Here is a 23,004-nt window from a genome sequence, read left to right as displayed (position 1 = left end):
TCCGACGGGCTTCACAGCCCCGGGGCGGCGGAACGATCCGCGCGCGCGGCCGGTTAGGTCCGTATGGACGACGACAGACCTGACCGCACCGACCTGGCCGAGGACCGGACCGATCTGGCCGAAGATCGCACGGCGCTGGCCAATGAGCGGACGTTTGCCGGCTGGGCGCGCACGGCGATGGCGGCGATCGGTATCGGCCTGGCCTTCAACGCCCTGTTCAAGGCGATGGAGCCGACCTGGGCGGCCAAGGCCATCGCCACGGTGTTCATCGGGCTGGGCATCTTCCTGGTGATCATGGCCGAGCGCCGGGCCTGCGCCATGGCCGAGCGGCTGGACACCCACGCGATCAATCCCCTGCCGCAGATGAACATCCGGGTCATCGCCATCGGTATCGGTATCGGCGGGGCGGCCCTGCTGGCCGGGCTGTGGCTGCTGGTCTGAGCCGGTCAGGCGGCCACGGTGGTGCTGGCGAACCGCTCAAGCGCCGCTTCCAGATCGGTGAAGTCGTCAGCCACGTGACGGGCCCCGGCGGCCAGTTGTTCGTCGCGGGTATGGAAGCCCCAGGCCACGCCCAGCGGATGGGCCCCGGCCCCCAGCGCCATGCTGATGTCGTGGCTGGTGTCACCGATCATCGTGGTCGAGGCGGCGTCGGCCCCGCTGGCAGCCATGGCGGCGAACAGCATGGCGGGGTCGGGCTTGCCCGGACCGTCCTCGGCACAGTGGCTGGAGATGAACAGATCGGCCCAGCCCTCGCGGGCCAGGTTGCGGGTCACGCCGCGCCGGTTCTGGCCGGTGGCGAGAGCCAGCCGCCAGCCGTCGCGCTTCAGCCGGCGCAATGTGTCCATGGCCCCGGCATAGACTGGCTCGACCACCTGTTCGGCATGCATCCGCTGGAAGCTGCGCTGGAAGGCGGCGACGAAATCGGCCAGTTCGGCGTCGGTCAGGGCCGGCTCCAGCACGTGCAGGGCCTTCGGCAGCGACAGGCCGACGATCTGGCGCACCCGGTCGTAGTCCGGCTCGGCCAGGCCCAGGTCGCGGGCCGCCTCGGTCGCGGCGCGGAAGATCGAGGCGCGACTGTCGACCAGGGTACCGTCGATGTCGAACACGGCCAGCGGGCGGGTCACGCGGGCACCACATCGAAGGCGATGGTCATGCGCGACTCGTCGGAGGTGAAGGGCACGGTGCCGTGCCACATATAGGAGGGGAACAGCACCAGGGTCCCCGGCTCGGGCCGGACATGCCGCCCGGCGTCCAGCGCCGGGGTGGTGCGGTGGCGCGGCTGGCCGAAACGAATCCAGCCCTCGCGTTCGGGCGTGTCGAGGGCGGCGGTCGGGGTCTCGACATAGAAGGCCGACGACAGCCAGCCCTGCGGATGGATGTGGTCGACGTGCCAGCCACCGGGTTTGAGCCGCACCGACCAGGCCCCGCGGATGTCGTAGGCCCCGGTGTTGCGCGCCCGCAGCGGATCGGAGCCGGGACCGAGCGCGGCCATATAGGCGCGGATCGGGGCCTCGATGGCCTGGAAGAAGCCCTTGATGGCGGGGTCGTCGGACTGGCGCAGGCTCTGGGCCGTCTGGCTGCCGTGACGCAGGGAGTTCTCCAGCGGGTGGCTTTCCAGCTTGTGCAGCCGGTGCAGGGAGGCCGACAGGTCGGCCAGCCAGGCTTCGCGGCTGGGCCAGCCGTTCGGGGCCTCGACCACCGCCGGGCGCACGAAGGTCTCATAGTCGTACAGCCGCTCATAGTCGGGATGGCCCAGCATCCGGGCGGCGGTGGCGCGGAAGGCCAGGGCGATCTGGTCGTGCGGGGCGACGTCCAGCCGCGCGCCCATCGCTTCGAAGGCCGCACGCGGACGGCCGGCCGCCAGCCAGGCGGTGCAGACGGTTTCCAGCAGGGCCGGATGCCCCGGGGCCTGGGCCCAGGCGGCCTCGGCCAGACGCACGGCCTCGGCGGTCTCGCCCAGGTCGGCGGCGGCGTCGGCGGCGGCCACCTGCAGCCGGGCGTCGCCGGGCCAGCGGGTGAGCGCGCCGGTCAGGACGGCCCAGGCGTCCCGGGGACGGCCGACCCGTTCCAGCACCATGGCCTGCATGGCCGCCAGCGCCGGGGACGGATGGGCGGCCACGGCGGTCTCCAGCCCGGCCAGGGCCAGGTCGGGATCGGCGGTGCGCATCCAGATCAGCTGGGCCAGGTCGCGATGGGCGTCGACATAGTCGGGGCGACGCTTCAGCGCATCGCGGAAGGCCCGTTCGGCCCCGTCGAACATGGCCAGTCCCTGCAGGGCCCGGCCGAATACCAGGAAGGTCTCGGGGACATCGAGGCCGAGGCGAAAGGCGCGCTCGGCCGCCTTGCGGGCCCCGGCATAGTCGGACAGGTCACACAGGGTGGCCGCCAGATTGTGCCAGCCGATCCGGTCCTTCGGATCCTGCTGCACGGCGCGGCGATTGAACACCGCCGCCTCGGCGTGCCGGTCCAGCGCCTTGAGCACCGCCGCGTGGGCATTGAGCGCGCTGGTCGCCACTGTATCCCCGGCCACGGCCGCTTCGGTCAGGCGCAGGGCCTCGGCGGCCCGGCCCTGGCCGATCAGCTGGTTGGCGGTCCGGCTCAGCTCGATGCTCATCTCTGGCGACGCACCCCTTCGAACGGATCGTCATCGCCCTCGTGCGGGTCGAAGCCGAAATGGGCGAAGCCGGCCTTGACCTCGGGGCTCAGCGGGGCGGTGACGTCGAGGATGCCGCCGGACGGATGGTCCAGCTCGATGCGGCGCGCATGCAGCTGCAGCTTCAGGATGCCGCTCAGCTCGCGCGACTTGTCGTCCCCGTATTTGCGGTCGCCGAGGATCGGATGCCCGATCCCCGCCATATGGGCGCGCAGCTGATGGGTACGACCGGTGAAGGGCCGCAGCGCCATCCAGCTGGCCCGGTGGGCGGCGCGGCTGATGGTGGCGAAGGCGGTCTCGGCCGACTCGGCGCGCGGGTCCTTGCGGTCGGCCGGGCGCATCATCTCGAAGTCGTTGATGCCGGTCTTCTTCAGCGGCATGTCGATCTGGCCGGCCGAGGGTTTGGGATTACCGATGACGATGGCCCAGTAGGTCTTTTTCGCCTGACGCCGGGCGAAGGCCCCGGCCAGACGTTTGGCGGCCTCGGGCCCCTTGCCCAGCAGCAGGACGCCTGAGGTGTCGCGGTCGAGCCGGTGGACCAGACGCGGCCGGTCCATGCCCTCGCCCCAGGCTGACAGCAGCCGGTCGACGTGGCGGCTGGTCTTGGTGCCGCCCTGAACGGCGAGACCGTGCGGCTTGTTGATGGCGATGACCATGTCGTCCTCGTAGATGACGAGGGACTTGGCGAAATCGATGTCGCGCTGGGTCAGGGTGTGGACGTCGCCGGCCTGGCGCGAGGTGTCGTCGGGGATCGGCGGCACGCGCACCGCGGCCCCGGCGGTCAGCCGGCCCTCGGGCTTGATGCGGGCCCCGTCGACGCGGATCTGGCCGCTGCGGGCCATCTTCTGCACCTGGATGTTGGACAGATGCGGCCAGCGCCGCCGGAACCAGCGATCCAGCCGGATGCCGTCCTCGGCCTCGGCGACATAGATGGTCAGGACCTCGCGCTTGGCGGCGGGTTCGGACTCTTGAATGGGCTCGTCGGTTTCAGGGGGGGTCAAAGGGCGGCTCCGAAGGCGCGGCGGGCGACCGTCAGGCCGATAAACAGGGCGGTGATCGACAGGACCACCGAGAGGGCGACATAGCCCCCGGCCATGGCGAATTGACGGCGCTCGATCATCAGCACCGCCTCCAGCGAAAAGGCCGAAAAGGTGGTGAAGCCGCCGAGCAGGCCGACGGCGGCGAACAGGCGCAGGCTTTCCTGCCCGGCCCCGGCGCGCAGGGCCAGCCAGCCGACCAGCAGCCCCATCAGCAGGCCGCCGGCGACATTGACCGTCAGGGTGGCCCACGGCCAGGTCGACCCCGGTCCCACCAGCCGCTGGCTGGCGATGCCGACGCCGTAGCGGGCCATGGCCCCCAGGGCACCCCCCGCCGCGACAATGAGAAAGCGTGTCATCCGGCGCTTATAGCGCGCAACGCGGTCTTGCGAAGGCGGCACGGTCCCTGAGCCGGCCGCATCTGACCGAAACTTCACTTGCCCCGCGGCCCGGTAAACGGCGATAGCTGAAGTCGGCGTTCGCGTCCTGAGGGAAGATCATCGGTCTGCGGACCGGCCTGCCCTAGGATCGCGGCGCAGTTCCAGGAGCGTTGCGACAGCCATGTCCGATCACGAACCCCACCCGGAGACACCCCCCATTCCGGTGGCACCGGCCCCGATGGCCCCGCCGCCGGGGGCCGCCGACCTGGCCGACCGGGTCGCGCCGTCGGCCACGCCGCAGCCGACCCTCGGCAAGCGTTCACCGGACGGTATTCTCCAGCCGATCCAGGACAGCGAATATTTCTCGCATGACCCGGCCGCCCTCGAGCAGGTCTCGGCCCACATCGACGAGTATTTCAACCAGCCGCTGGACATCTTTCCGTTCTGGGAGTCGGACAGCAAGCCGGACCGCTTCCACGTCCTGTATGCGCGCCAGATCGAGGAGCGCTTTCCCAATGACGCCGATCTGCGCAGCGACATCTACGTCTACGGGCGCGGCATCTTCGACGCCCTGCGCGTCCATGTGATCGTCAAACGGCTGAGCCAGGTGCTGGCCCTGACCGCCTTCGCGGTTCTGGCCCTGATCGGCCCGACCTGGTTCAGCCAGTGGACCGGATCCGATACGGCGGGGCCCGCCCTGGCCGCCGCGGCCATGGTCGCCACCTTTGGCCTGTACTGGGGCGCGCAGGCGATCCTGTTCATCCAGTACCGGTTCAAGCTGGAGAATGACTCCTACCAGCTGTCTCGCAGCATCGTGCAGCGCACCCGCGAGCTGCAGAACCTGTTCACCAGCGGCCGGGCCATGGCCGACCAGGCCGAGACCCAGTACCAGCAGGACGGCAAGGCCTGGGGCCAGCGCGCCATGTATCTGACCCGGCTGACCATGTGGCTGGGCGCGCGCATGGAATACCTCGAGAAATACGTGCAGATGGAGCTGTGGCGCGTGCGCCGCGAACGCTACTGGATGCGCTGGTTCAACCGTTTCCTGACGCCGATCCTGCTGATGATCTGGCTGGCCGTATTCCTGGTTCAGGCCCCGCCGCCGGGACAGGAGACGGTGTTCCGCGGCCTTGAGGCCCTGGCCGTGGTGCTGGGCGTGGCCGTGAGCTTCCTGTCCTATTTCCGCTGGCAGACCCCGACCTCGGCCATCCAGGACAAGCTGGGCATCGAGAACTGGGTCCGTTACGCCTCGCTTGACGTCGACAACGCCGTCGCCGACCAGGTGCGGCGCGACAAGGAACGTCTGGTCGAATACCGGGCCCTGACGCGCGGCGGGCGTTAAACCCTAGCGCCGCCCGCGCAGCGTCATCTGCACATCGCGCGCGTCATAGGCCTCGGGGCGGTCCGGGCGCGGGCCGTTGCCCATCACCACCTCGAGGGCGGTCGAGGTCGGTTGCGGGCCGCTGAGGTTCAGGCCGACGCCGACGCCGACACCGGATGAGGAATAGCGGCCGTAGCGGCTGCTGCCCGCGCCGATCGAGACGCTGGGGCGGACGCCGCCGGCGCTGTCGCGGCGACCGTCGGTCCAGCGCTGGGTCACCTCGAACCAGTCGAAGCCGGTTTGGACCGTCAGGTCGGCGGCGCGCAGCAGGGCCATGTCGGCGACCGGGCCGGGCGCGCCGACACCGCGATAGGTGACGCGGAACCGGTTGGATTCAATGCGCTGCTCGGCATAGCCCTGCCCGTTCGGCCCAGCCTGGGGGCCATAGGGGGCCAGGCTGGCACAGGCGGTCAGGGCCAGGGCCGAGGCGGCGAGGCTCATCAGGGTCAGGCGCTTCATCGGGTCTCTCCGGGTTCCCATGGGAAGCGTCGGACGCTGGCTTGGGTTCCGCCCTTGGCCCCTCCACCGCTACAGGCTTCGCGCTGCCCTTCGGGTCGCGGTCCCCCTCCCCATGGAATGGGGAGGAGACGGTGGGGCTTCGTCTCCTCCCTGTCGCGAAGCGATGGGGAGGGGGACCCCGAAGGGGTGGAGGGGAATGGCCACAAGCGCCGGCGTCCGGGCCTGCCCCCTCCACCACCCTACGGGTGGTCCCCCTCCCCCTTTGGGGGAGGATTAAAGACCCGCCGCCTGCTTCAACGCCGCGAAATCGGCCGGCAGCGGGGCCTCGACCGTGACGCGGCCGCCGTCGGGATGGGGGAAGGTCAGGGTGGCGGCGTGCAGCATCAGGCGCGGGGCGGCGCGGCCGGCCAGGGTCAGGGCCCCGCCATAGCGCTGGTCCCCGGCCAGGGGGCGGCCGATATGGGCCATGTGCACGCGCAGCTGGTGCATCCGGCCGGTCAGGGGCGACAGCTCGACCAAGGCCCCCGCCTCCGTCGCGGCCAGGGTGCGATAGCGGCTCTGCGACAGCTGGGCCCCCGGTGCGTCGGGGGCGACGACGCGCATATAGCTCTCGCGGCCGATCTCCTGGCGCAGCAGGGGCGCGTCGATCAGGCCCTCGCGCGGTTCGGGGGCGCTGGCGACCAGGGCCAGATAGGTCTTGCTCAGTTTCTTCGCCTGCAGCGCCTTGCCGAGGAAACCGGCGGCCGGCTTGGTCTTGGCGGCGAGGATCACGCCCGAGGTGTCGCGGTCCAGCCGGTGGATCAGGTCGGGGCGCTTGCCGTTCGAGCGGGCGAAGGCCCACAGCAGGTCATCCAGCGTATGCGCCTTGATCCGCCCGCCCTGGCTGGACAGGCCCGAGGGCTTGTTGAAGGCGATGACGGACGCGTCCTCGTGGATCACCCACGCGCGGACGGCGGCGATGTCTTGGTCGGACAGGGAAACGGGGATGCGGTCGGTCACCGCGCGTGCTTACGCGGGAACCGACCGCCCGTCAGCCCGTCAGCGCAGAATGCCCCGCTTCGACATCATCCAGGCGTACCAGATGAAGAACAGGCAGGCGGCCCCGATGACGATCTGCATCGGCCACATATTGCCCATGACTTCCATGCCGTTGGTCAGGCCAAAGCTGTAGATGACCCCCGCCAGCCAGCCGAGGAACGACACGACGAAGACCGGCAGCGCCCATTTGCGGCGCAGCAGCAGCAGGATCCCGCCCAGGAGACCGCCCCAGACACCGATGGCCCAGGCCGCGAAGGTCCACGCCGGCATGGTGTGGAAATAGGCGATCTGAACGTCGGTCATGCCAAAGTTGGCCAGCCAGACGTCGCCCTGGAGCTGCGTCATGGTGTAGTCGACACAGCCGAAGGCGTTCCACAGCAGCGCCACCACGCCGACGACCCACAGATGCCAGGGGGTTCGGGCGGCGGTCATCGCAGCACGCCCTTCTTGCCCATCGTCCAGGCATACCAGGCCAGGAAGGCCGCGATCAGCACGATGATGTACGGCATGGAAGCCATGATCGCCATTTCCGGCGGCGGCGGCGGGGCCTTGTCGATGAACTGGCCGTACAGAAGACTGACGACCGCCCCGAGCAGCGACAGGGCGAAGGCATGCACGGCGAAGCGGCTGCGCAGCAGCAGCAGGATCGAGCCCGCCACCGCGCCCCAGACGCCCAGCACCCACGGCCCGTACATCCACGTCGGCATGGCGTTGTAGTAGGCGATCATCGCGTCGCTCATGCCCGACGCGCGCATATAGGCCTCGCCCTTCGTCAGGCTCATCACGAAGTCATAGCCGCCGTAGCTGTTCCACAGCAGGCTGACGACCCCGACCACCCACAGGTGCCACGGCACGTTTTTCGTATCGGTCATTGTCCCCCTCCCAAGGTTTATGACCGCGAGATTACGCCCGGATTGACGTTACGGCAACGCTGGGATTCGGCCCCGTCACAGGGGATCAGGCGGGGGCCGGGGTGCCGGCGGCCGCGTCCGACAATTTGTTGAGCGCGGCCGTCATGGCGGTGATCGACGGGTGGCTGGGCGCGATCCCGTAGCGCGCGGCCAGGGCCGGCGCGGGCAGGTAGCCGATCCGGGTGGTCTCTCCGTCCCGCCAGACCAGAATCTCCAGCGGCAGGTCCAGCGCCGCCCGGCGGTTGGCCAGCATCAGCGGGGTGCCCACCGCCGGGTTGCCGAAGATCACCACGGTCGTTTCGGGCAGTTCCAGGTCCGCGCGGGCGGCATTGGCGCGGTGATCGACGACCGCGACCACCGAGGCCCCGCTCGCCGCGATGGCGTCAGTCAGGCGGGCGACCGTGGCAGCCACCGGATCCGGGCTGGTTTTCTCGACCCATTCATCGGCCGACGGGATGACGGACGGGGCGATCTCGGCGGCGGCGGGGGCGGCAGGGGGCGCTTCCGGGGCCGCGGCCGGGGTGCAGGCGGCGAGCAGCGCGGCGAGGGTCAGGGTCAGGGGGCGACGGGGCATGGCAGAACTCCTGTTCCTGACCGGAACCCCTGAACGGTCCGATCGATCCCCGACGACACCCGGCAGGCTCAGGCCGCGCCAGCCGCCCGCGCCACCCGCCACGGCGGATCGGTCCGGTTGTCGCCGGCGAAATACAGGCACAGGCGGTTGCCGTCAGGATCGCGCAGCCAGGCCTCGCGCCACCGCCAGCGCTGGTCGACCGGATCGCTGTCGAACACGACGCCGGCCGCCTTCAGGGCCGCAACCCGGGCGTCCAGATCGTCACACTCGAAATACAGGCCCGTGCCACCCGGCCGCGGCGGATCCGCGCGGTGGATCGAGAGGGTCGCGCCGCCGGGACACAGGAAACGGGCGTAGGGATCGCTGGAGACGATCAGTTCGAGCCCCAGACGCTGATAGAAGGCGCGCGCCCGGGGGATGTCGGCGACCTCCACGGTGACCTGGTTGAGGTTCACGTCTCCTGCCCCGCCTTCGCCGCCCGCAGCGCGGCCCAGCGTTCCAGCCGGGCCCTGACCTTCTCTTCGTGACCTTCGCCCTTCGGCGCATAGAAGGTGCGGCGCTCCATCCCGTCGGGGAAGAAGTTGGCACCGGAAAAGCCCTCGGGCGTGTCCGGGTCGTAGGCATAGCCCTTGCCGTAGCCGAGCGACTTCATCAGCTGGGTCGGGGCGTTGCGGATATGGGCCGGTGGCATCAGGGAACCGGTCTCGGCCGCCGCCTTCCGGGCCGCCTTGAAGGCTTCGTAGACGCCGACCGACTTGGGCGCGGTGGCCAGGTGGACCACGGCCTGGGCCAGGGCCAGCTCACCCTCGGGGCTGCCGAGAAAGTCGTAGGTGTCCTTGGCCGCATTGGCGACCAGCAGCGACAGGGGGTCGGCCTCGCCGATATCCTCGACCGCCATCCGCACGATGCGACGCGCCAGATACAGCGGATCCTCGCCGCCGTTCAGCATCCGCGCCAGCCAGTAGAGGGCCGCATCCGGGTCCGAACCACGCACGGATTTATGTAGGGCGGATATGAGGTTGTAGTGTTCTTCTCGACTCTTGTCGTAAGCAGGGGCCCGCTTCTGCAGGATGCCGGCCAGGGCCTGGACGTCGAGCGGTTCGGGACGGGTCTCGGCCAGGTCGAACAACACCTCGGACATGGTCAACAGATAGCGGCCGTCGCCGTCGGCCAGCGCCGTCAGGGCGTGGCGCGCCTCGGGCGTCAGCGGCAGGGTCTTGCCCTCCTGCGCCTCGGCCCGGGTCAATAGTTGATCCAGCGCCGCGTCATCGAGGCGTTTCAGCACATAGACCTGGGACCGCGACAGCAGGGCCCCGTTCAGCTCGAAGCTGGGGTTCTCGGTCGTGGCCCCGACCAGGGTGATGACCCCCTCCTCCACGAACGGCAGGAAGCCGTCCTGCTGGGCCCGGTTGAAGCGGTGGATCTCGTCGACGAACAGCAGGGTCGACTGACCCGCGGCACGGCGCATGCGGGCGGCCTCGAACGCCTTCTTCAGATCGGCCACGCCGGAGAAGACGGCGCTGATCTGCTGGAACTGGTAGCCGGCGGCATTGGCCAGCAACCGGGCGATCGTGGTCTTGCCGGTGCCCGGCGGCCCCCACAGGATCATCGAGCCCAGACGCCCCGCCTCGACCATGCGCCGGATCGGCCCGCCCGCACCCAGCAGATGGTCCTGGCCCACCACCGCGTCGAGCGTGGCCGGCCGCAACCGGTCGGCCAGGGGGGCGTCGGGAGGATGGATGCCGGAGGCTTCGAACAGATCGGTCATGCCCGCACACAGATAGGCGTTCGCTCGGCCCTTTTCACGCGTTAGTATCCAGACAAATGGAGGAACCCCATGTCAGACGATCAAGCGACCCAGGGCCCGGCCTCGGGTGTAACCCCGCACCTGACCATTCCCGGACGCGGCGGCCAGGCGGCCATCGCCTTCTACACCCGTGCCTTCGGCGCGAAGGAGTTGCATCGCCATCTGGCCGAGGACGGCGAACGGCTGATGCACGCCCATCTGCTGATCAACGGGGCCAGCGTCATGCTCAATGACGAATTTCCCGAATACAACGGCGAACAGAATATCATGCCCAAGGGCGTCACCCTGCACCTGCAGGTCGACGATCCGGACGAATGGTGGGCCCGCGCCCTGCTGGCCGACGCCGTGCCGGTCGTGCCGCTGGCCGACCAGTTCTGGGGCGACCGCTACGGCCAGGTACGCGATCCGTTCGGCCACACCTGGTCGATCGGCGGACCGGTCAAGGGCTGATAGCCGGTCGGGCGTCCCGCGAACAGCGAGACGCGATCAGTTGATCCGGCCGCTGAGGCTCCGGCCACCCCGGCTGATGGTCAGTTCCGCGCCGCGACCGATGCCGTCGAGCTGCCGCATCGAGGTCACCGCGCGACCGTTCACCGACACGATCACATCCCCGCCCCGCAGGCCGACACGCTGGGCGTAGGAGCCTCGCTGGACCCGGCCGACGATGACGCCGGTCGCAAACGGATCGCCCCCCAGGCTGTCGGCCAGGGCCGGGTTCAGGACCAGCACCTGGGCCCCGGCCAGGGCCCCGGACTCGATCAAAGTGGCCGCGCTGACGTCGGCGTTGCCGGGCAGTTTCTGGACCCGGGCGTTGAGGGTGCGGGCGCGGCCGTCGCGCAGCACGGACACCTGCACCGTGGCATCAGGCGCGTGGGTGCCGACGCGGAAATTCAGTCCGCCCTGGTCGTTGATCTCGGTGCCGTCGACAGCGGTGATGATGTCGCCCGCACGCAGACCCGCCCGGGCCCCCGGACCTTCGGGATAGACGGTGGTGACGACCAGACCCTGCGGGCGGTCGAGGCCGAGGCTGCGCGCGACCTCGGCGGTGACGGGATCGCCCTTGACCCCGAGCCACGGCCGGACCACGGCGCTGGCCCCGCCGACGGCGCTGTCGACCACCTGACGCACCATGGCGGCGGGCACGGCGAAGCCGACCCCGGTGGACGAACCGGTGCGCGAGAAGATGGCGGTGTTGATGCCGATCAGGTCGCCGTCCATGTCGACCAGGGCTCCGCCGGAATTGCCCGGATTGATGGCGGCGTCGGTCTGGATGAAGGAGCCGCTGTCGGAGATGCCGGTGTCGGTGCGGTTCAGGGCCGAGATGATGCCGTTGGTCACGGTCTGGCCGACGCCGAACGGATTGCCGATGGCCAGCACCAGGTCGCCGATCTGCTGTTCCTCGCGGTCATCGATGCGCAGCACCGGCAGGCGGTCGTTGACCCCCTCCAGCTGCAGGACAGCGATGTCGGAGCGCTCATCCGCCAGCACCACCCGGGCGGCGAACTCGCGCCGGTCGGCCAGGGTGACGCGAATCTGCTGCATGTTCTGGATCACGTGACGGTTGGTCACCACCACCCCGTCCTCGCGGACGATCACGCCCGAACCGATCGAGCCGGTCACGCGCTGCTGCGGGCCACCGCCGAACATCTCGAAGAAGGGATCACGCACGGTCTGCACGCCGCGGGCCGAGATGTTGACCACGGCCGGGGCCGCCTCGCGCACGACGGGGGCGAAACTGGCCTTCATCGACAGGGCGTCGCCGGGCAGCTGGCGCGGGGCCTCGGCGAAGACGCCGTCCTGGGCCTTCGAGTCATCGGGGGATCCGCAGGCGGCGAGCAGAAGGGCGGCGGTGAGGGCGAGGCTGAAGGTCTTCATCATGTCCCGGTCTTTGCGGATAGGGTGGTCCATTCGGCGTTGGATTTCAGGCCATTCAATGGCGGCAGGTCAACGACGGCATTGCCGATTCTTAATGAGCGACAACTTGCCGGAACCCCGAACACAGGTCACGGTCCGGGCATGAACGCTGTGATTGAAACCCGCGCCCTGACCAAGACCTATGGTACGGTCCGCGCGCTGGACGGGTTGACCCTGACCATCCCGCGCGGCGGCGTGTACGGGATTCTGGGACCCAACGGAGCCGGCAAGTCGACCCTGTTCCGGATCCTGCTGGGCCTGGTCCGCCCCGGTGACGGCACGGCGACGGTCATGGGCGGGGCCATCGGCGACATCGCCGCCATGCGCCGCATGGGCTCGATGATCGAGACACCGCGCTACCCCCCCTATATGAGCGCCCGCCAGGTGCTGGAATGGCTGGCCCTGTCGCACGGCGTGGGCAGTACCGCCGAGATTCCGGCCTGGCTGGACCGGGTCGGCCTGACCGAGGCGGCCGACCGCCGGGTGCGCGGCTTTTCGGTCGGCATGCTGCAGCGGCTGGGCGTCGCCGCCGCCCTGATGAGCCGACCCGACCTGATCATCCTTGATGAACCGACCAGCGGCATGGACCCCCCCGGCATCCAGGAGATGCGTGCCCTGATCCGCAGCCTGGCCGATGACGATGACGTCACGGTTGTCCTGGCCAGCCATCAACTGCTGGAAGTGCAGAAGGTTTGCGACCGGGTCGCCATCCTCAACCGCGGCAAGCTGATCCTCGAGGGGGCCGTCTCTGAACTGACCGCCGCCGGCGGCGAGCGTCTGCGTCTGAGCCTGAGCCCGGTCGAGGCGGCGCTGGCCGTGCTGGGCGAGCGGGGATCGCGCGACGACGACGGGGTGATGGCCGCCATCACCCGGGACGAGGCTCCGGCCCTGATCCGCGCCCTGGTCGAACAGGGCGTCGCCATCACCGAGGCGCGCTGGATCGGTGCCGATCTGGAAAGCATCTTCATGACCGAGACCGGGGCCGCCGAAGCCAGCCGGGGGGAGCTGACCCATGCTGGTTGATGCCATTCGCGCCGAGGGCTTCCGCCTGTCGAAGAACCGCACCGCCCTGTTCTGGAGCGCCCTGTTCGTGCCGGTCCTGAGTGTCGCGATCGCCGCCCTGACCAGTTTCGTGCTGAAGGGCACCGAGACCCGGCTCCTGGGAGATGACAAGACTCCGCCCGAACTCACCGCCATGCTGGCCCGCGGCACCCTCGACATGGGCGAGGCCCTGGTCTCCGCCGCCGGCAGCCTGGCCAATCCGCTGGTGTTGCTGTTCGTGCTGGTCGGGGCGGCGACGGTCTATGCCGGCGACTATCGCTGGGAGACCTGGCGGCTGATCAGTGCCCGCAACAGCCGGGCGAACCTGATCCTGGCCAAGCTCGGCGTCGTGGCCGGCCTGGCGCTGGCGGCCATGGCCCTGATGCTGGTCAGCAGCGTGATCGAAAGCCTGATCAAGGCCGTTGTCTTCGAACGCACCCTGGCCTTCACCCTGACCGGCGACCAGACGGGCCAGTTTGTCGCCCTGACCGGCCTGTCGTGGCTGCGGATCGTGCAGTTCACCATGCTCAGCCTGCTGGCGGCGGTGTTCACCCGCTCCCTGCTGGCGGCCCTGTTCATTCCGCTGGTGCTCGGCGTCGCCCAGTTTTTCGTCCCGCAGATGCTGATGCCGATGGGGGTCATGCCCGACGCTTGGCTGGCCATGCTGCTGAACCCGGCCGGGGCCACCGATGCCGTCCAGGCCGTGATCGCCGGGGGCGCGGCCGCGGCTGCCCTGCCCGCGGGTTTGGCGCTCAAGGCCTGGGTCAGCCTGGGTCTGTGGACCGTCGTCCCCCTGGCGGGCGCTCTGGTCTGGTTCCAGCGCCAGGACCTGTCGAAGGAATAGGGCTCAGAGCCGGGTTCCCCGCCAGATTTGGCACCGGGCCTGGAATGCCGTGTACGACGAGCCTCGAACGCTTCAGCGGCTGCCCATCTGCACGACCCGGCGGATCGGGAAGGTATGGCGCGCGGGCTCACATCAGAAGGTCCGTGCGGTCAGCCGCCCCCGGCGAGGGACAGAATGTCGACGCCGGCCCGATTCAAGATGACGACAACCGCGATCAGCAGCAGGGTGTAGATCGCGTTCGCGGTGATGGCCTGCCAGATCGCCCGCCAGACTGTGCCCCTGAGCGCATGCTCGACGATCATGGGTCTGGCCCCGCTTACGGCCCCATCGGCGAACTCCGCCAGCACACCCGCCGCCTGCGCGTCGAACACGTTTCGCATCTGCGGCGTATAGGCTTCGACATAGCCCCTGATCTCGGGAGCCTTGGGCGGACGGCCGCGTTCAGCCTCGAACTGCCGAACCCACTCCCGCTTGGCACTCTTGTACAAGCCGTAGGCGATGTACCCCTGAACGGGATTGGCGCTGCCATCGACGAGGCGCTCGTACATCGTGTTGTAGGCTATCTACGTCTTCTTGACCGGCATGGCCGGCGGGCTGCGAAGCGCTTTCTGAAGGGCTGTATTGGCCAGGGCCGACGCGCGAGCATAGGCAGCCCCCGACATTACAGTCGCGGAGAATTGCCCACTTGAGACGTTACGAAATGGACGGGCGGACCGGTCATCGGGCTTGTCCGAGACCAGGAAAACCGGCTTCGACATCACATCACTCCTGAATGGAACATAACAGGAACCCATGCGCCCGCCAAGTCCAGCCAGACCGCGCCAAACAAAAAGGGCGGCCGGATCGCTCCGGCCGCCCCTTCAGATGGTGTGTGATGATCGCGAAACCTAGGCTTCGTCGTCGTTCTCGACGGCGTAGACCGGACCCGAGTCCAGGCCCTTGGCGTCGACGTCGCGGTCGACGAACTCGATCACGGCCATGGGGGCATTGTCCCCGTGACGGTAACCGGCCTTCATGATCCGGATATAGCCACCGCTACGCTCGGCGTAGCGCGGGCCGATCGTTTCGAACAGCTTGCCGACCTGCGGCACGTCGCGCACGGCACTGATGGCCTGGCGACGGGCGTGCAGGTCGCCCTTCTTGGCGAGCGTGACCAGCTTTTCGACGAAGGGACGAAGTTCCTTGGCCTTGGGCAGGGTCGTGGTGATCTGCTCGTGCTTGATCAGCGATGCCGCCATATTGGCGAACAAAGCGGTCCTGTGGCTGGCCGTGCGGCCGAGCTTGCGATAGGCGGCGCCGTGGCGCATCGGGGTCTCTCCTACTCAACCCCGGTATCCTCTTCAGGACCTAGGGCCGTATAATTCTAACCGCCCCGCATCCCCGAGTGGGAAATGGGCGGAGGGTTGAAACTAGATCTGTTCGTCGAACTTCTTGGCCAGATCTTCGATGTTCTCGGGCGGCCAGTTCGGCACATCCATGCCGAGCGAGAGGCCCATCGTCGCGAGCACTTCCTTGATCTCGTTCAGCGACTTGCGTCCAAAGTTCGGGGTGCGAAGCATTTCGCCCTCGGTCTTCTGGATCAGGTCGCCGATGTAGACGATGTTGTCGTTCTTCAGGCAGTTGGCCGAACGGACCGAAAGTTCCAGTTCGTCGACCTTCTTCAGAAGGGCCGGGTTGAAGGGCAGGTCGGGCTTGCCGTCGGCAACCTCGACCACCTTCTTGGGCTCATCGAAGGTGATGAAGATCTGCAGCTGGTCCTGAAGGATGCGCGAGGCATAGGCCACCGCGTCAACCGGCGAGACCGCGCCGTTGGTTTCGACTTCCAGCACCAGCTTGTCATAGTCGAGCGACTGACCCTGGCGGGTCGGCTCGACGCGATAGGCGACGCGCTTGACCGGCGAATACAGGGCGTCGACCGAGATCAGGCCGATCGGGGCGTCTTCCGGACGGTTCAGTTCGGCGGCGACGTAGCCCTTGCCGTTCTGGACCGTCAGTTCCATGCGCACCGAAGCCCCGTCGTCGAGGGTGCAGATCACATGGTTCGGGTTCAGCACCTCGATGTCGGCCGGCAGGTCGATCTGACCCGCGGTCACGGCACCGGGACCGGTGGCCTTCAGCGTCATGCGCTTGGGGCCCTCGGCGTGCATGCGCAGCGCCAGTTGCTTGATGTTCAGAACGATGTCGACCACGTCCTCGCGAACGCCTTCCAGCGACGAGAACTCATGGACCACGCCGTCGATCTGGATGGCGGTGACGGCGGCGCCCTGCAGCGACGACAGCAGCACGCGGCGCAGGGCATTGCCGAGCGTCACACCGAAGCCACGCTCGAGCGGTTCAGCGACCAGCCGCGCCTTGCGCTGCGGATCCGAACCGATTTCGACCTGCGGCTTCTCGGGACGGATCAGCTCTTGCCAGTTTCTTTCGATCATTGGTGTCCCTCGAACGGGTTTCGCCGGTTCCGCGCCCCAGCGATGTGGGTCAGCGGAACCGGCGTTGAATAGGGGGTAGGCGGCAGCTTAGACGCGACGACGCTTGGGCGGACGGCAGCCGTTGTGCGGCATCGGCGTGACGTCACGGATGGTGGTGATGGTCAGGCCGACGGACTGCAGGGCGCGAAGCGCCGACTCACGGCCCGAACCGGGACCCGAGACGTTGACTTCGAGAGTCTTGACGCCGTGCTCCTGCGCCTTCTTGCCCGCGTCTTCGGCGGCCATCTGCGCAGCGTACGGGGTCGACTTGCGCGAACCCTTGAAACCCATGTGACCGGCCGAGGACCAGGAAATGGCGTTCCCCTGGGCGTCGGTGATCGTGATCATGGTGTTGTTGAAAGACGCATTCACATGGGCGACGCCCGACGTGATGTTCTTGCGTTCGCGCTTCTTTACGCGACCCGGTTCCTTGGCCATCGGTTCGGCTCTCTCTTATTTCTTCTTGCCGGCGATCGGCTTGGCCGGGCCCTTGCGGGTCCGTGCATTGGTATGGGTGCGCTGACCGCGGACCGGCAGGCCCTTGCGGTGACGCAGGCCGCGGTAGCAGGCCAGGTCCATCAGACGCTTGATGTTCATCGAGGTCTCGCGGCGCAGGTCGCCCTCGACCGTATGGTCGCGGTCGATCGTCTCGCGGATCTGCAGAACTTCAGCATCGGTCAGCTGGTTCACGCGGCGCGAGGCCTCGATACCCACCTTCTCGGTGATGTCCTTGGCAGCGTGCGCGCCGATGCCATGAATATACTGCAGCGCGATTTCAACGCGCTTGTTGGTCGGGATGTTGACGCCAGCAATACGGGCCACGTAGTTCTCCAGGTACGCGTGGACAGACGCAGGAAACGCTCCGGTCAACAGACCAGGAGCGTGTGCGCCCTTCGCGGAAGTCGGTCCTTATATAGCCGATTCACTTTCCGTCAATGGCCCGTCCGACATTCGCTGCCGCCAATCAGCAGTGCCAGCAGCTTTCCGCCCCGATCGGACTGCCGGGCGGCAGCGGTGTTTCGTGCCGCTCCGCCGCCAGCAACTGGTCCAGGCGCTCGCGATCGGACAGCAGGGCCCCGAGCCAGCGATCATGGGCCCGCTGCACCGGATCGCTGGCACGCGACGCCGTCAGGCGCGTCGACAGGCCGGACAGCCGGTCGTCGAGCACCGCGGCCGAGGGGGCCGACAGGCCGTCATCGCGCAGCAGCCCGGCCAGGGTCAGGACCGTGCGGGCCTGGACCCGCCGGGCCGGACCGGCCAGCCGTCCCGCCGCCGGGGCGAAGGCCGCGGCGACGATGCGGTCCACCACCTCCCCGGTGCCCAGCGCGTCGGGGTCGCGGCGGACGGCGTCGCTCAGGCGGTTGACGCGGTCCGGATGGAACAGGGCCGCCAGCGTCACATCGGCGGCGGTGTCGACGGCCGCGCCGGGATCGAAGGCCCGGCCCGCGCCCCCCCGGAACACCTCGATGTCGTTCTGGGGGTCGTCCTCGCCCGACTGCTGGGCCTCCAGCAGGGCCAGCAGGGGCTCAGGCAGGTCCAGCTCGGCCGGGGCCAGGGTCGCCGCCAGGGCCGCCAGGGCGGCCCGCTGCGTCGCGGCCGGCACGGCCTGGGCCGCCTCCCGGCCGTCGCCGACGACGGGATAGCCATAGTCGATGCCGCCGACCAGCTTGGCCACGGCGTCGACCTGGTAGCGGTGGTACAGATAGACGGGCACCAGCCGGCGGCGCAGGTCATTGACCGCCGACCCCGCCGGCAGATTGCCCAGACCGAACCGGTCCAGGGCAATGCGGCGGACCCGCATGAGGTGCGCCAGCTCGGCCACCGGATCGGAGCCGTTGTCCCACAGACTGCCCCACGGCTGGGCGTCGCCGCCGACCCGGGCGTCGGAATCCGAGACGAACCGCAGCCGCGCTGCACCGGCCTCGGCCTTGCGCTGCAGGGTGGCGGAGTCGGCGTCGCCATAGCTCCAGTCGATGGCGAACCGGTCCCAGTCGCCCAGACCGATTCCGTAGGCCTGGCTGAAGTCGAGGCCCTCGTCGGTGATGCCGATCACCGGCACCGGATAGTCCATCACCGAACTGCGATCCTGGGTACTGGCGGCGAAATTGTGCAGCAGGCCGATGGCATGACCGACCTCATGCGCGGACAGCTGGCGCACCCGGTCGAGGGCGATGCGTTGCGGGTCGTCCTGGGCCCCGGTGCCGGTCCGGTCGGCCCCGACCAGCCCCTCGAAGATCAGCATGTCCTGGCGCACCCGCAGCGAGCCCAGCAGCACCGACCCCTTGACGATCTCGCCGGTGCGCGGATCGACCACGCTCTGGCCGTAGGACCAGCTGCGCGTGGCCCGGTTGACCCAGTTGATGACGTTGTAGCGGGCGTCCAGCGGATCGACGCCCTCGGGCAGGACCTCGACGCGGAAGGCGTCGATGAAGCCGGCCCGGTCGAAGGCCTCGGCCCACCAGCCCGCGCCCTCGACCAGGGCCGAGCGGAGCGGTTCCGGGGCCGCCCGGTCGACGTAGAAGACGATGGGATCGACGACCGTCGACCGTGCCGCCGTCGGGTCGGTCTTGACCAGCCGGAAGCGGTTTACCAGCCGGCGCACGACCGGCGCGTCCAGCGGGACCGAAAAGTCGGTGACGACGGTGCTGATCGCCCCGGTGCGGGGATCGAACGGCCGCGGCACGAAGCCGGCATCCGGCAGGCGGATGAAGCTGTGGTGCACGGTCAGGGTCACCAGGCGCGCGTCGGGGGCGATGCGCGCGACCTCGCGACCCGGTCCATCGACGGCAAAGGTCAGGCGGGCCTCCAACTCGACATTCTCGGGAAAGGCCCGGGCGGCGGCGGGATCGACGAGGCTGAGATCGGCGACCGGACGCAGGCTCCCCTGCCCTGTCGCCTTCAGCGTCTCGACAATGCCGTGCGCGTCGCGCGTCAGGAAGCCGGCCAGGTCGACCAGCACCGCGCCGTCCGCGGCCGTCGCCACCGCGGCCCCCGACCAGACGGTCGAGCCGAGAAAGGCGTCGCGCGCGGCGGCCTGCTCCTCGACCGACCCGGCGTCGGCGCGATAACCGGGGTTCTCGAACTCGGCCAGCACGCGATTGCCGATACGGCGGAACACCAGGATGCGCGTGGCCCCGGTCTGGGCCCGGTCCAGACCCGTCCGGGCCGAGCCGACGCCCGTGCGCAGGGCGGTATGGTGGATGACCCGGGCCATGACCCCGTCCGGGCCGGCGGCCGGCAGCTGCACCAGCACCCGACCGCCCGCCCGGTCGACGAACAGCGGCAGCAGACCGTCGTGACGCTCCAGCGCGGCGACCGTTGCCGCCCAGGAGGCCGGCGGCGGATCGGCGGCGGCGGCGGCGGCGGCGGCGAGTGGCGGGGCCGACAGGGCCAGGATCAGGGCGATCGCCGTCGCCGTCTTCAACACCATCGTCGCCATGCCGTCCCCCGTGCGTGATCGCGATAAGGGCGCGATGGGACCGGGGGAGTCAACGCGTCGCCTGCCGCCTCAGGGCGTGAATTCGATACCGATCGGCATTTCAAACCCTTCGCGCGGCCGCCCGTCCACTGTCGGCGGGCGGAAGCGGAAATAGGTCGACGCCCTGAGAGCCGCGGCTCCGAACCCGGCACCGGCCGGCGTCTCCTCGACCACCCGGCAGCCTTCCAGCCGGTTGTCGGCCGCGATCCGGCACCGCAGCAGAACGCGCCCCGCCTGTCGCGCCGCCAGGGCGGCGCGGGGATAGGCGCGGACCAGTTCCTGACGCGTCGGTCCGCGCACGAACCGGGGCGGCGTGCCCCCGGAGCCGGGCCCCGCGCCCGAACCCGAGCCGGTGCCGGTGCCGGTGCCGGCCTCGCCCCGGCCGGTGCCGGGGTCGGGGGTGACGACCGGGGCCAGGCCGACGGTCAGGGCGGGTTCGGGGGCCGGCACCGGCGGAGCGACCAGCTCGACCGGCCGCGCGACCGGAACCGGCGGTGTGTGGACGCGTGAGGGGGCGGACGGCGCGCCACCGCCGGCGACCGGAGTCGGGGCGGCGGGTGGCGGTGGTGGTGGTGGCGGTTCGGGGCGGAACAGGACCACATCGATACCCCGGACCGGCGCGTGGGGCGGCACCGACCGGGACGGACTCATGGCCGCGAACAGGGCCAGATGCACGCCGGCCACGGCGACGAGGACCATCAGCCGGCGTCTGCGGGCGGAATCCAGAAGGGGAGATCGGTGGGGAGCCCCGGTCACGTCTTTGGTCCTGCTGTGACCGCCCGTCGGGCGGCGACCGCGCGACCTCTGTCCGCGATCAGGTGTCGGTGCCGTCCAGCGCCGCGTCGATGGCCGAGGCGACCACCTCGACGCTACCCATGCCATCAACCTCGGTCAGCAGGCCCTTGTCGGCATAGTAGGGCAGCAGCGGAGCGGTGTTGCGGTTGTAGGCCTCGAGACGAACCTTGAAGCTGTCCGGATTGTCGTCCGGCCGTCCCTGTTCAGCGAACCGCCGGGAAACTCGTTCCAGCAGGGCCGTATCATTGACCTTCAGGCGAACCACCCGGTCGATCTTCTGACCCAGTTTGGCCAGCATGGCGTCCAGCGCCTCGGCCTGGGCCACGGTGCGCGGGAAACCGTCGAAAATGGCCCCGCCGGCGTCCTCGGCCTCTTTCAGCCGGGCCTCGATCAGGGCGATGACGATCGCGTCCGAGACCAGGTCGCCGCGCGACATGATGGCCTGGCACTCACGTCCCAGATCGGACCCGGAGGCGATCGCCTCACGCAGCATGTCGCCGGTCGAAAGCTGCACCATGCCGCGATGGGCGACCAGGCGCTTGGCCTGGGTGCCCTTGCCCGCGGCCGGTGGTCCGAACAGGATCAGATTCAAGACGCGCCCTCCCCCGGCGGCTGTTAGCGGCGCACGGGTGCCGGAGCACCCCGGCCACCCGAGCTCTTGCCACCGCGTCCGCGCAGCTTGGCCTTCTTGATCAGGCCTTCGTACTGGTGGGCGAGCAGCTGCGACTGGATCTGGGCGACGGTATCCATCGTCACCGACACGACGATCAGGATCGAGGTGCCGCCGAAGATGATGCCGTTGCCGAACTGGGCCCCGATGAACTCGGGGATCAGGCAGACCGCGGTGATGTAGGCCGCCCCGATCGTGGTCAGGCGGGTCAGCACATAGTCCAGGTATTCAGCCGTGCGCTTGCCCGGACGGATGCCCGGCAGGAAGCCACCGTATTTCCGCAGGTTCTCGGCCGTGTCCTCCGGATTGAAGGTGATCGAGGTGTAGAAGAAGGTGAAGAAGATGATCAGCAGGCCGTACATGACGGTGAACAGGACCTGACCGTGCTGCATCTGGGCCGTGACCAGCGGCAACCAGCTCATCCACGGCGGCAGGTTGGCCTGGGCGGTCAGCTGGGCCACCGTGGTCGGCAGCATCAGCAGGGACGAGGCGAAGATCGGCGGGATCACGCCGGCCGTATTGACCTTCAGTGGCAGGAACGAGCGCTCGCCCCCGGCCATGCGGTTGCCTTCCTGCCGCTTCGGATACTGGATCAGCAGACGCCGCTGGGCCCGCTCCATGAAGACGATGAAGACCACCACGCCCACGGCCATGATGGCGATGAACAGCAGGGCAAAGGCGGACATCTGGCCCTGCTGGGCCAGGCCCAGCATCCGGGCGATCGAGCCCGGCAGGACGGCGACGATGCCGGCGAAGATGATCAGCGAGATGCCGTTGCCGACGCCCCGCGCCGTGACCTGCTCGCCGAGCCACATCAGGAACATGGTGCCGCCGGTCAGGGTGGTGATGGTGGAGACGATGAAGAACAGTCCGGGCGTGTCGATCAGTCCGGCCTGGGCGTTCAGGCCCAGGGCGATGCCGGACGACTGCAGCAGGGCCAGGACGACCGTCAGATAGCGGGTGTACTGGTTCAGCTGCTTGCGGCCGCTCTCGCCGCCTTCCTTCTTCAGCTTCTCCCACGGCGGATACACAGCGCCCATCAGCTGGACGATGATCGACGCCGAAATGTAGGGCATGACGTTCAGGGCGAAGACGGCCATCCGCTCGACCGCGCCGCCCGAGAACATGTTGAACATGTCCAGGATGCCGCGCTGCCCGTCCGGGTTCTGGAAGAACTGCAGGAAGGCTTCGGAATTGATCCCCGGGATCGGCACATAGGTCCCGATCCGGTAGACCAGCAACGCTCCGATCGTGAACAGGAGACGCTTATGGAGCTCGGTCGCCTTGGCGAACGAGCCCATGTTCATATTGGCTGCGAGTTGTTCGGCGGCCGAAGCCATAGTGTCACTACCCCGACTGGTCAGAATGAGGCCGACCGGAATCGTGTCCCGGGGCCTTCACCCAGATAGGCGATGGGCGGCCCCATAGCGAGGGCCGCCCGTAAAGCTTATTTCGCGGCGGTGCGCGTCGTGCGGGCCGAGATCTTGTTGGCATCGCCACGCGGGGCCTTGGGAGCCGGAGCCTTGCCCTTGGCGGCGTTGCGCTTCTCGACCC

At 69.0% G+C, this 23,004-nt stretch carries 26 protein-coding genes; 5 read left to right on the top strand and 21 right to left on the bottom strand.

Features of this window, described 5'->3' with window-relative positions:
• Positions 1-63 precede the first annotated feature (63 nt).
• Positions 64-441 (top strand): DUF202 domain-containing protein, encoded by a 378-nt coding sequence (locus AACZ75_RS09890; RefSeq protein ID WP_339872686.1) that lies wholly within the window; start codon positions 64-66, stop codon positions 439-441.
• Between the two features lie 5 nt (positions 442-446).
• Here AACZ75_RS09890 and AACZ75_RS09885 read toward each other — a convergent pair whose 3' ends face one another.
• Genes AACZ75_RS09885 through crcB form a run of 4 tightly spaced genes read right to left on the bottom strand, consistent with a single transcriptional unit; the run spans position 447 to position 4,049 of the window.
• Entirely contained in the window at positions 447-1,124 is a 678-nt protein-coding gene (locus tag AACZ75_RS09885) for an HAD-IA family hydrolase (protein ID WP_339872685.1), read from the bottom strand.
• Positions 1,121-2,614 carry a putative 2OG-Fe(II) oxygenase gene (locus tag AACZ75_RS09880; protein ID WP_339872684.1) on the bottom strand — a complete coding sequence of 498 codons (1,494 nt, stop codon included), beginning with the start codon at positions 2,612-2,614 and terminating at the stop codon, positions 1,121-1,123. Before AACZ75_RS09880 ends, AACZ75_RS09885 begins: the two co-directional genes overlap by 4 nt.
• Positions 2,611-3,654 carry an RluA family pseudouridine synthase gene (locus AACZ75_RS09875; RefSeq protein ID WP_339872683.1) on the bottom strand — a complete coding sequence of 348 codons (1,044 nt, stop codon included), beginning with the start codon at positions 3,652-3,654 and terminating at the stop codon, positions 2,611-2,613. The genes AACZ75_RS09880 and AACZ75_RS09875 overlap by 4 nt, the downstream gene beginning before the upstream one ends.
• A complete protein-coding gene (gene crcB, locus AACZ75_RS09870; RefSeq protein WP_339872682.1) occupies positions 3,651-4,049 on the bottom strand; it encodes a fluoride efflux transporter CrcB in 399 nt (132 codons plus the stop codon). Before crcB ends, AACZ75_RS09875 begins: the two co-directional genes overlap by 4 nt.
• 202 nt (positions 4,050-4,251) lie before the next feature.
• Between crcB and AACZ75_RS09865 the strand changes: the two genes are divergently transcribed.
• Positions 4,252-5,412: a hypothetical protein gene (locus AACZ75_RS09865; RefSeq protein ID WP_339872681.1), complete on the top strand. Its 1,161-nt coding sequence runs from the start codon at positions 4,252-4,254 to the stop codon at positions 5,410-5,412.
• Between the two features lie 3 nt (positions 5,413-5,415).
• On the opposite strand, the gene AACZ75_RS09860 is transcribed toward AACZ75_RS09865, so the two are convergent.
• From AACZ75_RS09860 to AACZ75_RS09830, 7 genes are all read right to left on the bottom strand, one after another.
• Positions 5,416-5,910 carry a hypothetical protein gene (locus AACZ75_RS09860; RefSeq protein WP_339872680.1) on the bottom strand — a complete coding sequence of 165 codons (495 nt, stop codon included), beginning with the start codon at positions 5,908-5,910 and terminating at the stop codon, positions 5,416-5,418.
• Between the two features lie 273 nt (positions 5,911-6,183).
• Positions 6,184-6,909 carry an RluA family pseudouridine synthase gene (locus AACZ75_RS09855; RefSeq protein ID WP_339872679.1) on the bottom strand — a complete coding sequence of 242 codons (726 nt, stop codon included), beginning with the start codon at positions 6,907-6,909 and terminating at the stop codon, positions 6,184-6,186.
• A 39-nt stretch (positions 6,910-6,948) separates the two neighbouring features.
• The gene (locus AACZ75_RS09850; protein WP_339872678.1) at positions 6,949-7,380 is read right to left on the bottom strand and encodes a hypothetical protein; all 432 of its coding nucleotides are present in this window, start codon (positions 7,378-7,380) and stop codon (positions 6,949-6,951) included.
• Positions 7,377-7,820: a hypothetical protein gene (locus tag AACZ75_RS09845; RefSeq protein WP_339872677.1), complete on the bottom strand. Its 444-nt coding sequence runs from the start codon at positions 7,818-7,820 to the stop codon at positions 7,377-7,379. Before AACZ75_RS09845 ends, AACZ75_RS09850 begins: the two co-directional genes overlap by 4 nt.
• A gap of 85 nt (positions 7,821-7,905) precedes the next feature.
• Complete coding sequence (locus AACZ75_RS09840) at positions 7,906-8,433, bottom strand: DUF302 domain-containing protein (protein ID WP_339872676.1); 528 nt, start codon at positions 8,431-8,433, stop codon at positions 7,906-7,908.
• Positions 8,434-8,501: 68 nt separating this feature from the next.
• Positions 8,502-8,888, bottom strand: a complete 387-nt coding sequence (locus tag AACZ75_RS09835; RefSeq protein WP_339872675.1) for a VOC family protein — start codon at positions 8,886-8,888, stop codon at positions 8,502-8,504.
• Positions 8,885-10,201, bottom strand: coding sequence for a replication-associated recombination protein A (locus AACZ75_RS09830; protein WP_339872674.1), 1,317 nt, complete (start codon positions 10,199-10,201; stop codon positions 8,885-8,887). The genes AACZ75_RS09835 and AACZ75_RS09830 overlap by 4 nt, the downstream gene beginning before the upstream one ends.
• Positions 10,202-10,270: 69 nt before the next feature.
• Between AACZ75_RS09830 and AACZ75_RS09825 the strand changes: the two genes are divergently transcribed.
• On the top strand, positions 10,271-10,690 hold the full coding sequence (locus AACZ75_RS09825) for a VOC family protein (RefSeq protein WP_339872673.1): 420 nt from the start codon (positions 10,271-10,273) through the stop codon (positions 10,688-10,690).
• Between the two features lie 36 nt (positions 10,691-10,726).
• Here AACZ75_RS09825 and AACZ75_RS09820 read toward each other — a convergent pair whose 3' ends face one another.
• Positions 10,727-12,118, bottom strand: coding sequence for a Do family serine endopeptidase (locus AACZ75_RS09820; protein WP_339872672.1), 1,392 nt, complete (start codon positions 12,116-12,118; stop codon positions 10,727-10,729).
• 138 nt (positions 12,119-12,256) lie between these two features.
• On the opposite strand from AACZ75_RS09820, the gene AACZ75_RS09815 reads away from it, so the two are divergent.
• Positions 12,257-13,177, top strand: coding sequence for an ABC transporter ATP-binding protein (locus AACZ75_RS09815; protein ID WP_339872671.1), 921 nt, complete (start codon positions 12,257-12,259; stop codon positions 13,175-13,177).
• The gene (locus AACZ75_RS09810) at positions 13,167-14,039 is read left to right on the top strand and encodes an ABC transporter permease subunit (RefSeq protein ID WP_339872670.1); all 873 of its coding nucleotides are present in this window, start codon (positions 13,167-13,169) and stop codon (positions 14,037-14,039) included. The genes AACZ75_RS09815 and AACZ75_RS09810 overlap by 11 nt, the downstream gene beginning before the upstream one ends.
• Positions 14,040-14,188: 149 nt before the next feature.
• Here the strand turns inward: AACZ75_RS09810 and AACZ75_RS09805 are convergent, their stop codons facing one another.
• From AACZ75_RS09805 to secY, 9 genes are all read right to left on the bottom strand, one after another.
• A complete protein-coding gene (locus AACZ75_RS09805) occupies positions 14,189-14,587 on the bottom strand; it encodes a hypothetical protein (RefSeq protein ID WP_339872669.1) in 399 nt (132 codons plus the stop codon).
• A 339-nt stretch (positions 14,588-14,926) separates the two neighbouring features.
• Positions 14,927-15,346, bottom strand: a complete 420-nt coding sequence (gene rplQ, locus AACZ75_RS09800; RefSeq protein WP_339872668.1) for a 50S ribosomal protein L17 — start codon at positions 15,344-15,346, stop codon at positions 14,927-14,929.
• A gap of 102 nt (positions 15,347-15,448) precedes the next feature.
• On the bottom strand, positions 15,449-16,468 hold the full coding sequence (locus AACZ75_RS09795) for a DNA-directed RNA polymerase subunit alpha (RefSeq protein WP_339872667.1): 1,020 nt from the start codon (positions 16,466-16,468) through the stop codon (positions 15,449-15,451).
• Positions 16,469-16,555: 87 nt separating this feature from the next.
• On the bottom strand, positions 16,556-16,945 hold the full coding sequence (rpsK, locus tag AACZ75_RS09790; RefSeq protein WP_013268944.1) for a 30S ribosomal protein S11: 390 nt from the start codon (positions 16,943-16,945) through the stop codon (positions 16,556-16,558).
• A gap of 15 nt (positions 16,946-16,960) precedes the next feature.
• Positions 16,961-17,329 (bottom strand): 30S ribosomal protein S13, encoded by a 369-nt coding sequence (gene rpsM, locus AACZ75_RS09785; protein ID WP_300446304.1) that lies wholly within the window; start codon positions 17,327-17,329, stop codon positions 16,961-16,963.
• A gap of 142 nt (positions 17,330-17,471) precedes the next feature.
• Positions 17,472-19,946, bottom strand: coding sequence for a zinc-dependent metalloprotease (locus AACZ75_RS09780; protein ID WP_339872666.1), 2,475 nt, complete (start codon positions 19,944-19,946; stop codon positions 17,472-17,474).
• Between the two features lie 69 nt (positions 19,947-20,015).
• A complete protein-coding gene (locus AACZ75_RS09775) occupies positions 20,016-20,684 on the bottom strand; it encodes a TonB family protein (protein ID WP_339872665.1) in 669 nt (222 codons plus the stop codon).
• 115 nt (positions 20,685-20,799) lie between these two features.
• On the bottom strand, positions 20,800-21,372 hold the full coding sequence (locus AACZ75_RS09770; RefSeq protein ID WP_339872664.1) for an adenylate kinase: 573 nt from the start codon (positions 21,370-21,372) through the stop codon (positions 20,800-20,802).
• 23 nt (positions 21,373-21,395) lie between these two features.
• Complete coding sequence (gene secY / locus AACZ75_RS09765; RefSeq protein ID WP_339872663.1) at positions 21,396-22,790, bottom strand: preprotein translocase subunit SecY; 1,395 nt, start codon at positions 22,788-22,790, stop codon at positions 21,396-21,398.
• Positions 22,791-23,004: the final 214 nt, after the last annotated feature.

It is taken from the genome of uncultured Brevundimonas sp. (genome assembly GCF_963975535.1).
Classification (GTDB): Bacteria; Pseudomonadota; Alphaproteobacteria; order Caulobacterales; family Caulobacteraceae; genus Brevundimonas.
The sequence above is the reverse complement of the archived record's forward strand: the minus strand, read 5'-3'. Positions and strand labels throughout refer to the sequence as shown.

Excerpts from the sequence above, each read along its gene's own strand:
- AACZ75_RS09845 (WP_339872677.1), bottom strand. The coding sequence starts at position 7,820 with ATGACCGATACGAAAAACGTGCCGTGGCACCTGTGGGTGGTCGGGGTC.
- AACZ75_RS09795 (WP_339872667.1), bottom strand. The coding sequence starts at position 16,468 with ATGATCGAAAGAAACTGGCAAGAGCTGATCCGTCCCGAGAAGCCGCAG.
- AACZ75_RS09890 (WP_339872686.1), top strand. The coding sequence starts at position 64 with ATGGACGACGACAGACCTGACCGCACCGACCTGGCCGAGGACCGGACC.
- AACZ75_RS09830 (WP_339872674.1), bottom strand. The coding sequence starts at position 10,201 with ATGACCGATCTGTTCGAAGCCTCCGGCATCCATCCTCCCGACGCCCCC.
- AACZ75_RS09810 (WP_339872670.1), top strand. The coding sequence starts at position 13,167 with ATGCTGGTTGATGCCATTCGCGCCGAGGGCTTCCGCCTGTCGAAGAAC.
- rpsK (WP_013268944.1), bottom strand. The coding sequence starts at position 16,945 with ATGGCCAAGGAACCGGGTCGCGTAAAGAAGCGCGAACGCAAGAACATC.
- secY (WP_339872663.1), bottom strand. The coding sequence starts at position 22,790 with ATGGCTTCGGCCGCCGAACAACTCGCAGCCAATATGAACATGGGCTCG.
- AACZ75_RS09880 (WP_339872684.1), bottom strand. The coding sequence starts at position 2,614 with ATGAGCATCGAGCTGAGCCGGACCGCCAACCAGCTGATCGGCCAGGGC.
- AACZ75_RS09860 (WP_339872680.1), bottom strand. The coding sequence starts at position 5,910 with ATGAAGCGCCTGACCCTGATGAGCCTCGCCGCCTCGGCCCTGGCCCTG.
- AACZ75_RS09825 (WP_339872673.1), top strand. The coding sequence starts at position 10,271 with ATGTCAGACGATCAAGCGACCCAGGGCCCGGCCTCGGGTGTAACCCCG.
- AACZ75_RS09805 (WP_339872669.1), bottom strand. The coding sequence starts at position 14,587 with ATGTACGAGCGCCTCGTCGATGGCAGCGCCAATCCCGTTCAGGGGTAC.
- AACZ75_RS09865 (WP_339872681.1), top strand. The coding sequence starts at position 4,252 with ATGTCCGATCACGAACCCCACCCGGAGACACCCCCCATTCCGGTGGCA.
- AACZ75_RS09820 (WP_339872672.1), bottom strand. The coding sequence starts at position 12,118 with ATGATGAAGACCTTCAGCCTCGCCCTCACCGCCGCCCTTCTGCTCGCC.
- AACZ75_RS09815 (WP_339872671.1), top strand. The coding sequence starts at position 12,257 with ATGAACGCTGTGATTGAAACCCGCGCCCTGACCAAGACCTATGGTACG.
- AACZ75_RS09780 (WP_339872666.1), bottom strand. The coding sequence starts at position 19,946 with ATGGCGACGATGGTGTTGAAGACGGCGACGGCGATCGCCCTGATCCTG.
- AACZ75_RS09850 (WP_339872678.1), bottom strand. The coding sequence starts at position 7,380 with ATGACCGCCGCCCGAACCCCCTGGCATCTGTGGGTCGTCGGCGTGGTG.
- rplQ (WP_339872668.1), bottom strand. The coding sequence starts at position 15,346 with ATGCGCCACGGCGCCGCCTATCGCAAGCTCGGCCGCACGGCCAGCCAC.
- AACZ75_RS09840 (WP_339872676.1), bottom strand. The coding sequence starts at position 8,433 with ATGCCCCGTCGCCCCCTGACCCTGACCCTCGCCGCGCTGCTCGCCGCC.
- AACZ75_RS09775 (WP_339872665.1), bottom strand. The coding sequence starts at position 20,684 with ATGGTCCTCGTCGCCGTGGCCGGCGTGCATCTGGCCCTGTTCGCGGCC.
- crcB (WP_339872682.1), bottom strand. The coding sequence starts at position 4,049 with ATGACACGCTTTCTCATTGTCGCGGCGGGGGGTGCCCTGGGGGCCATG.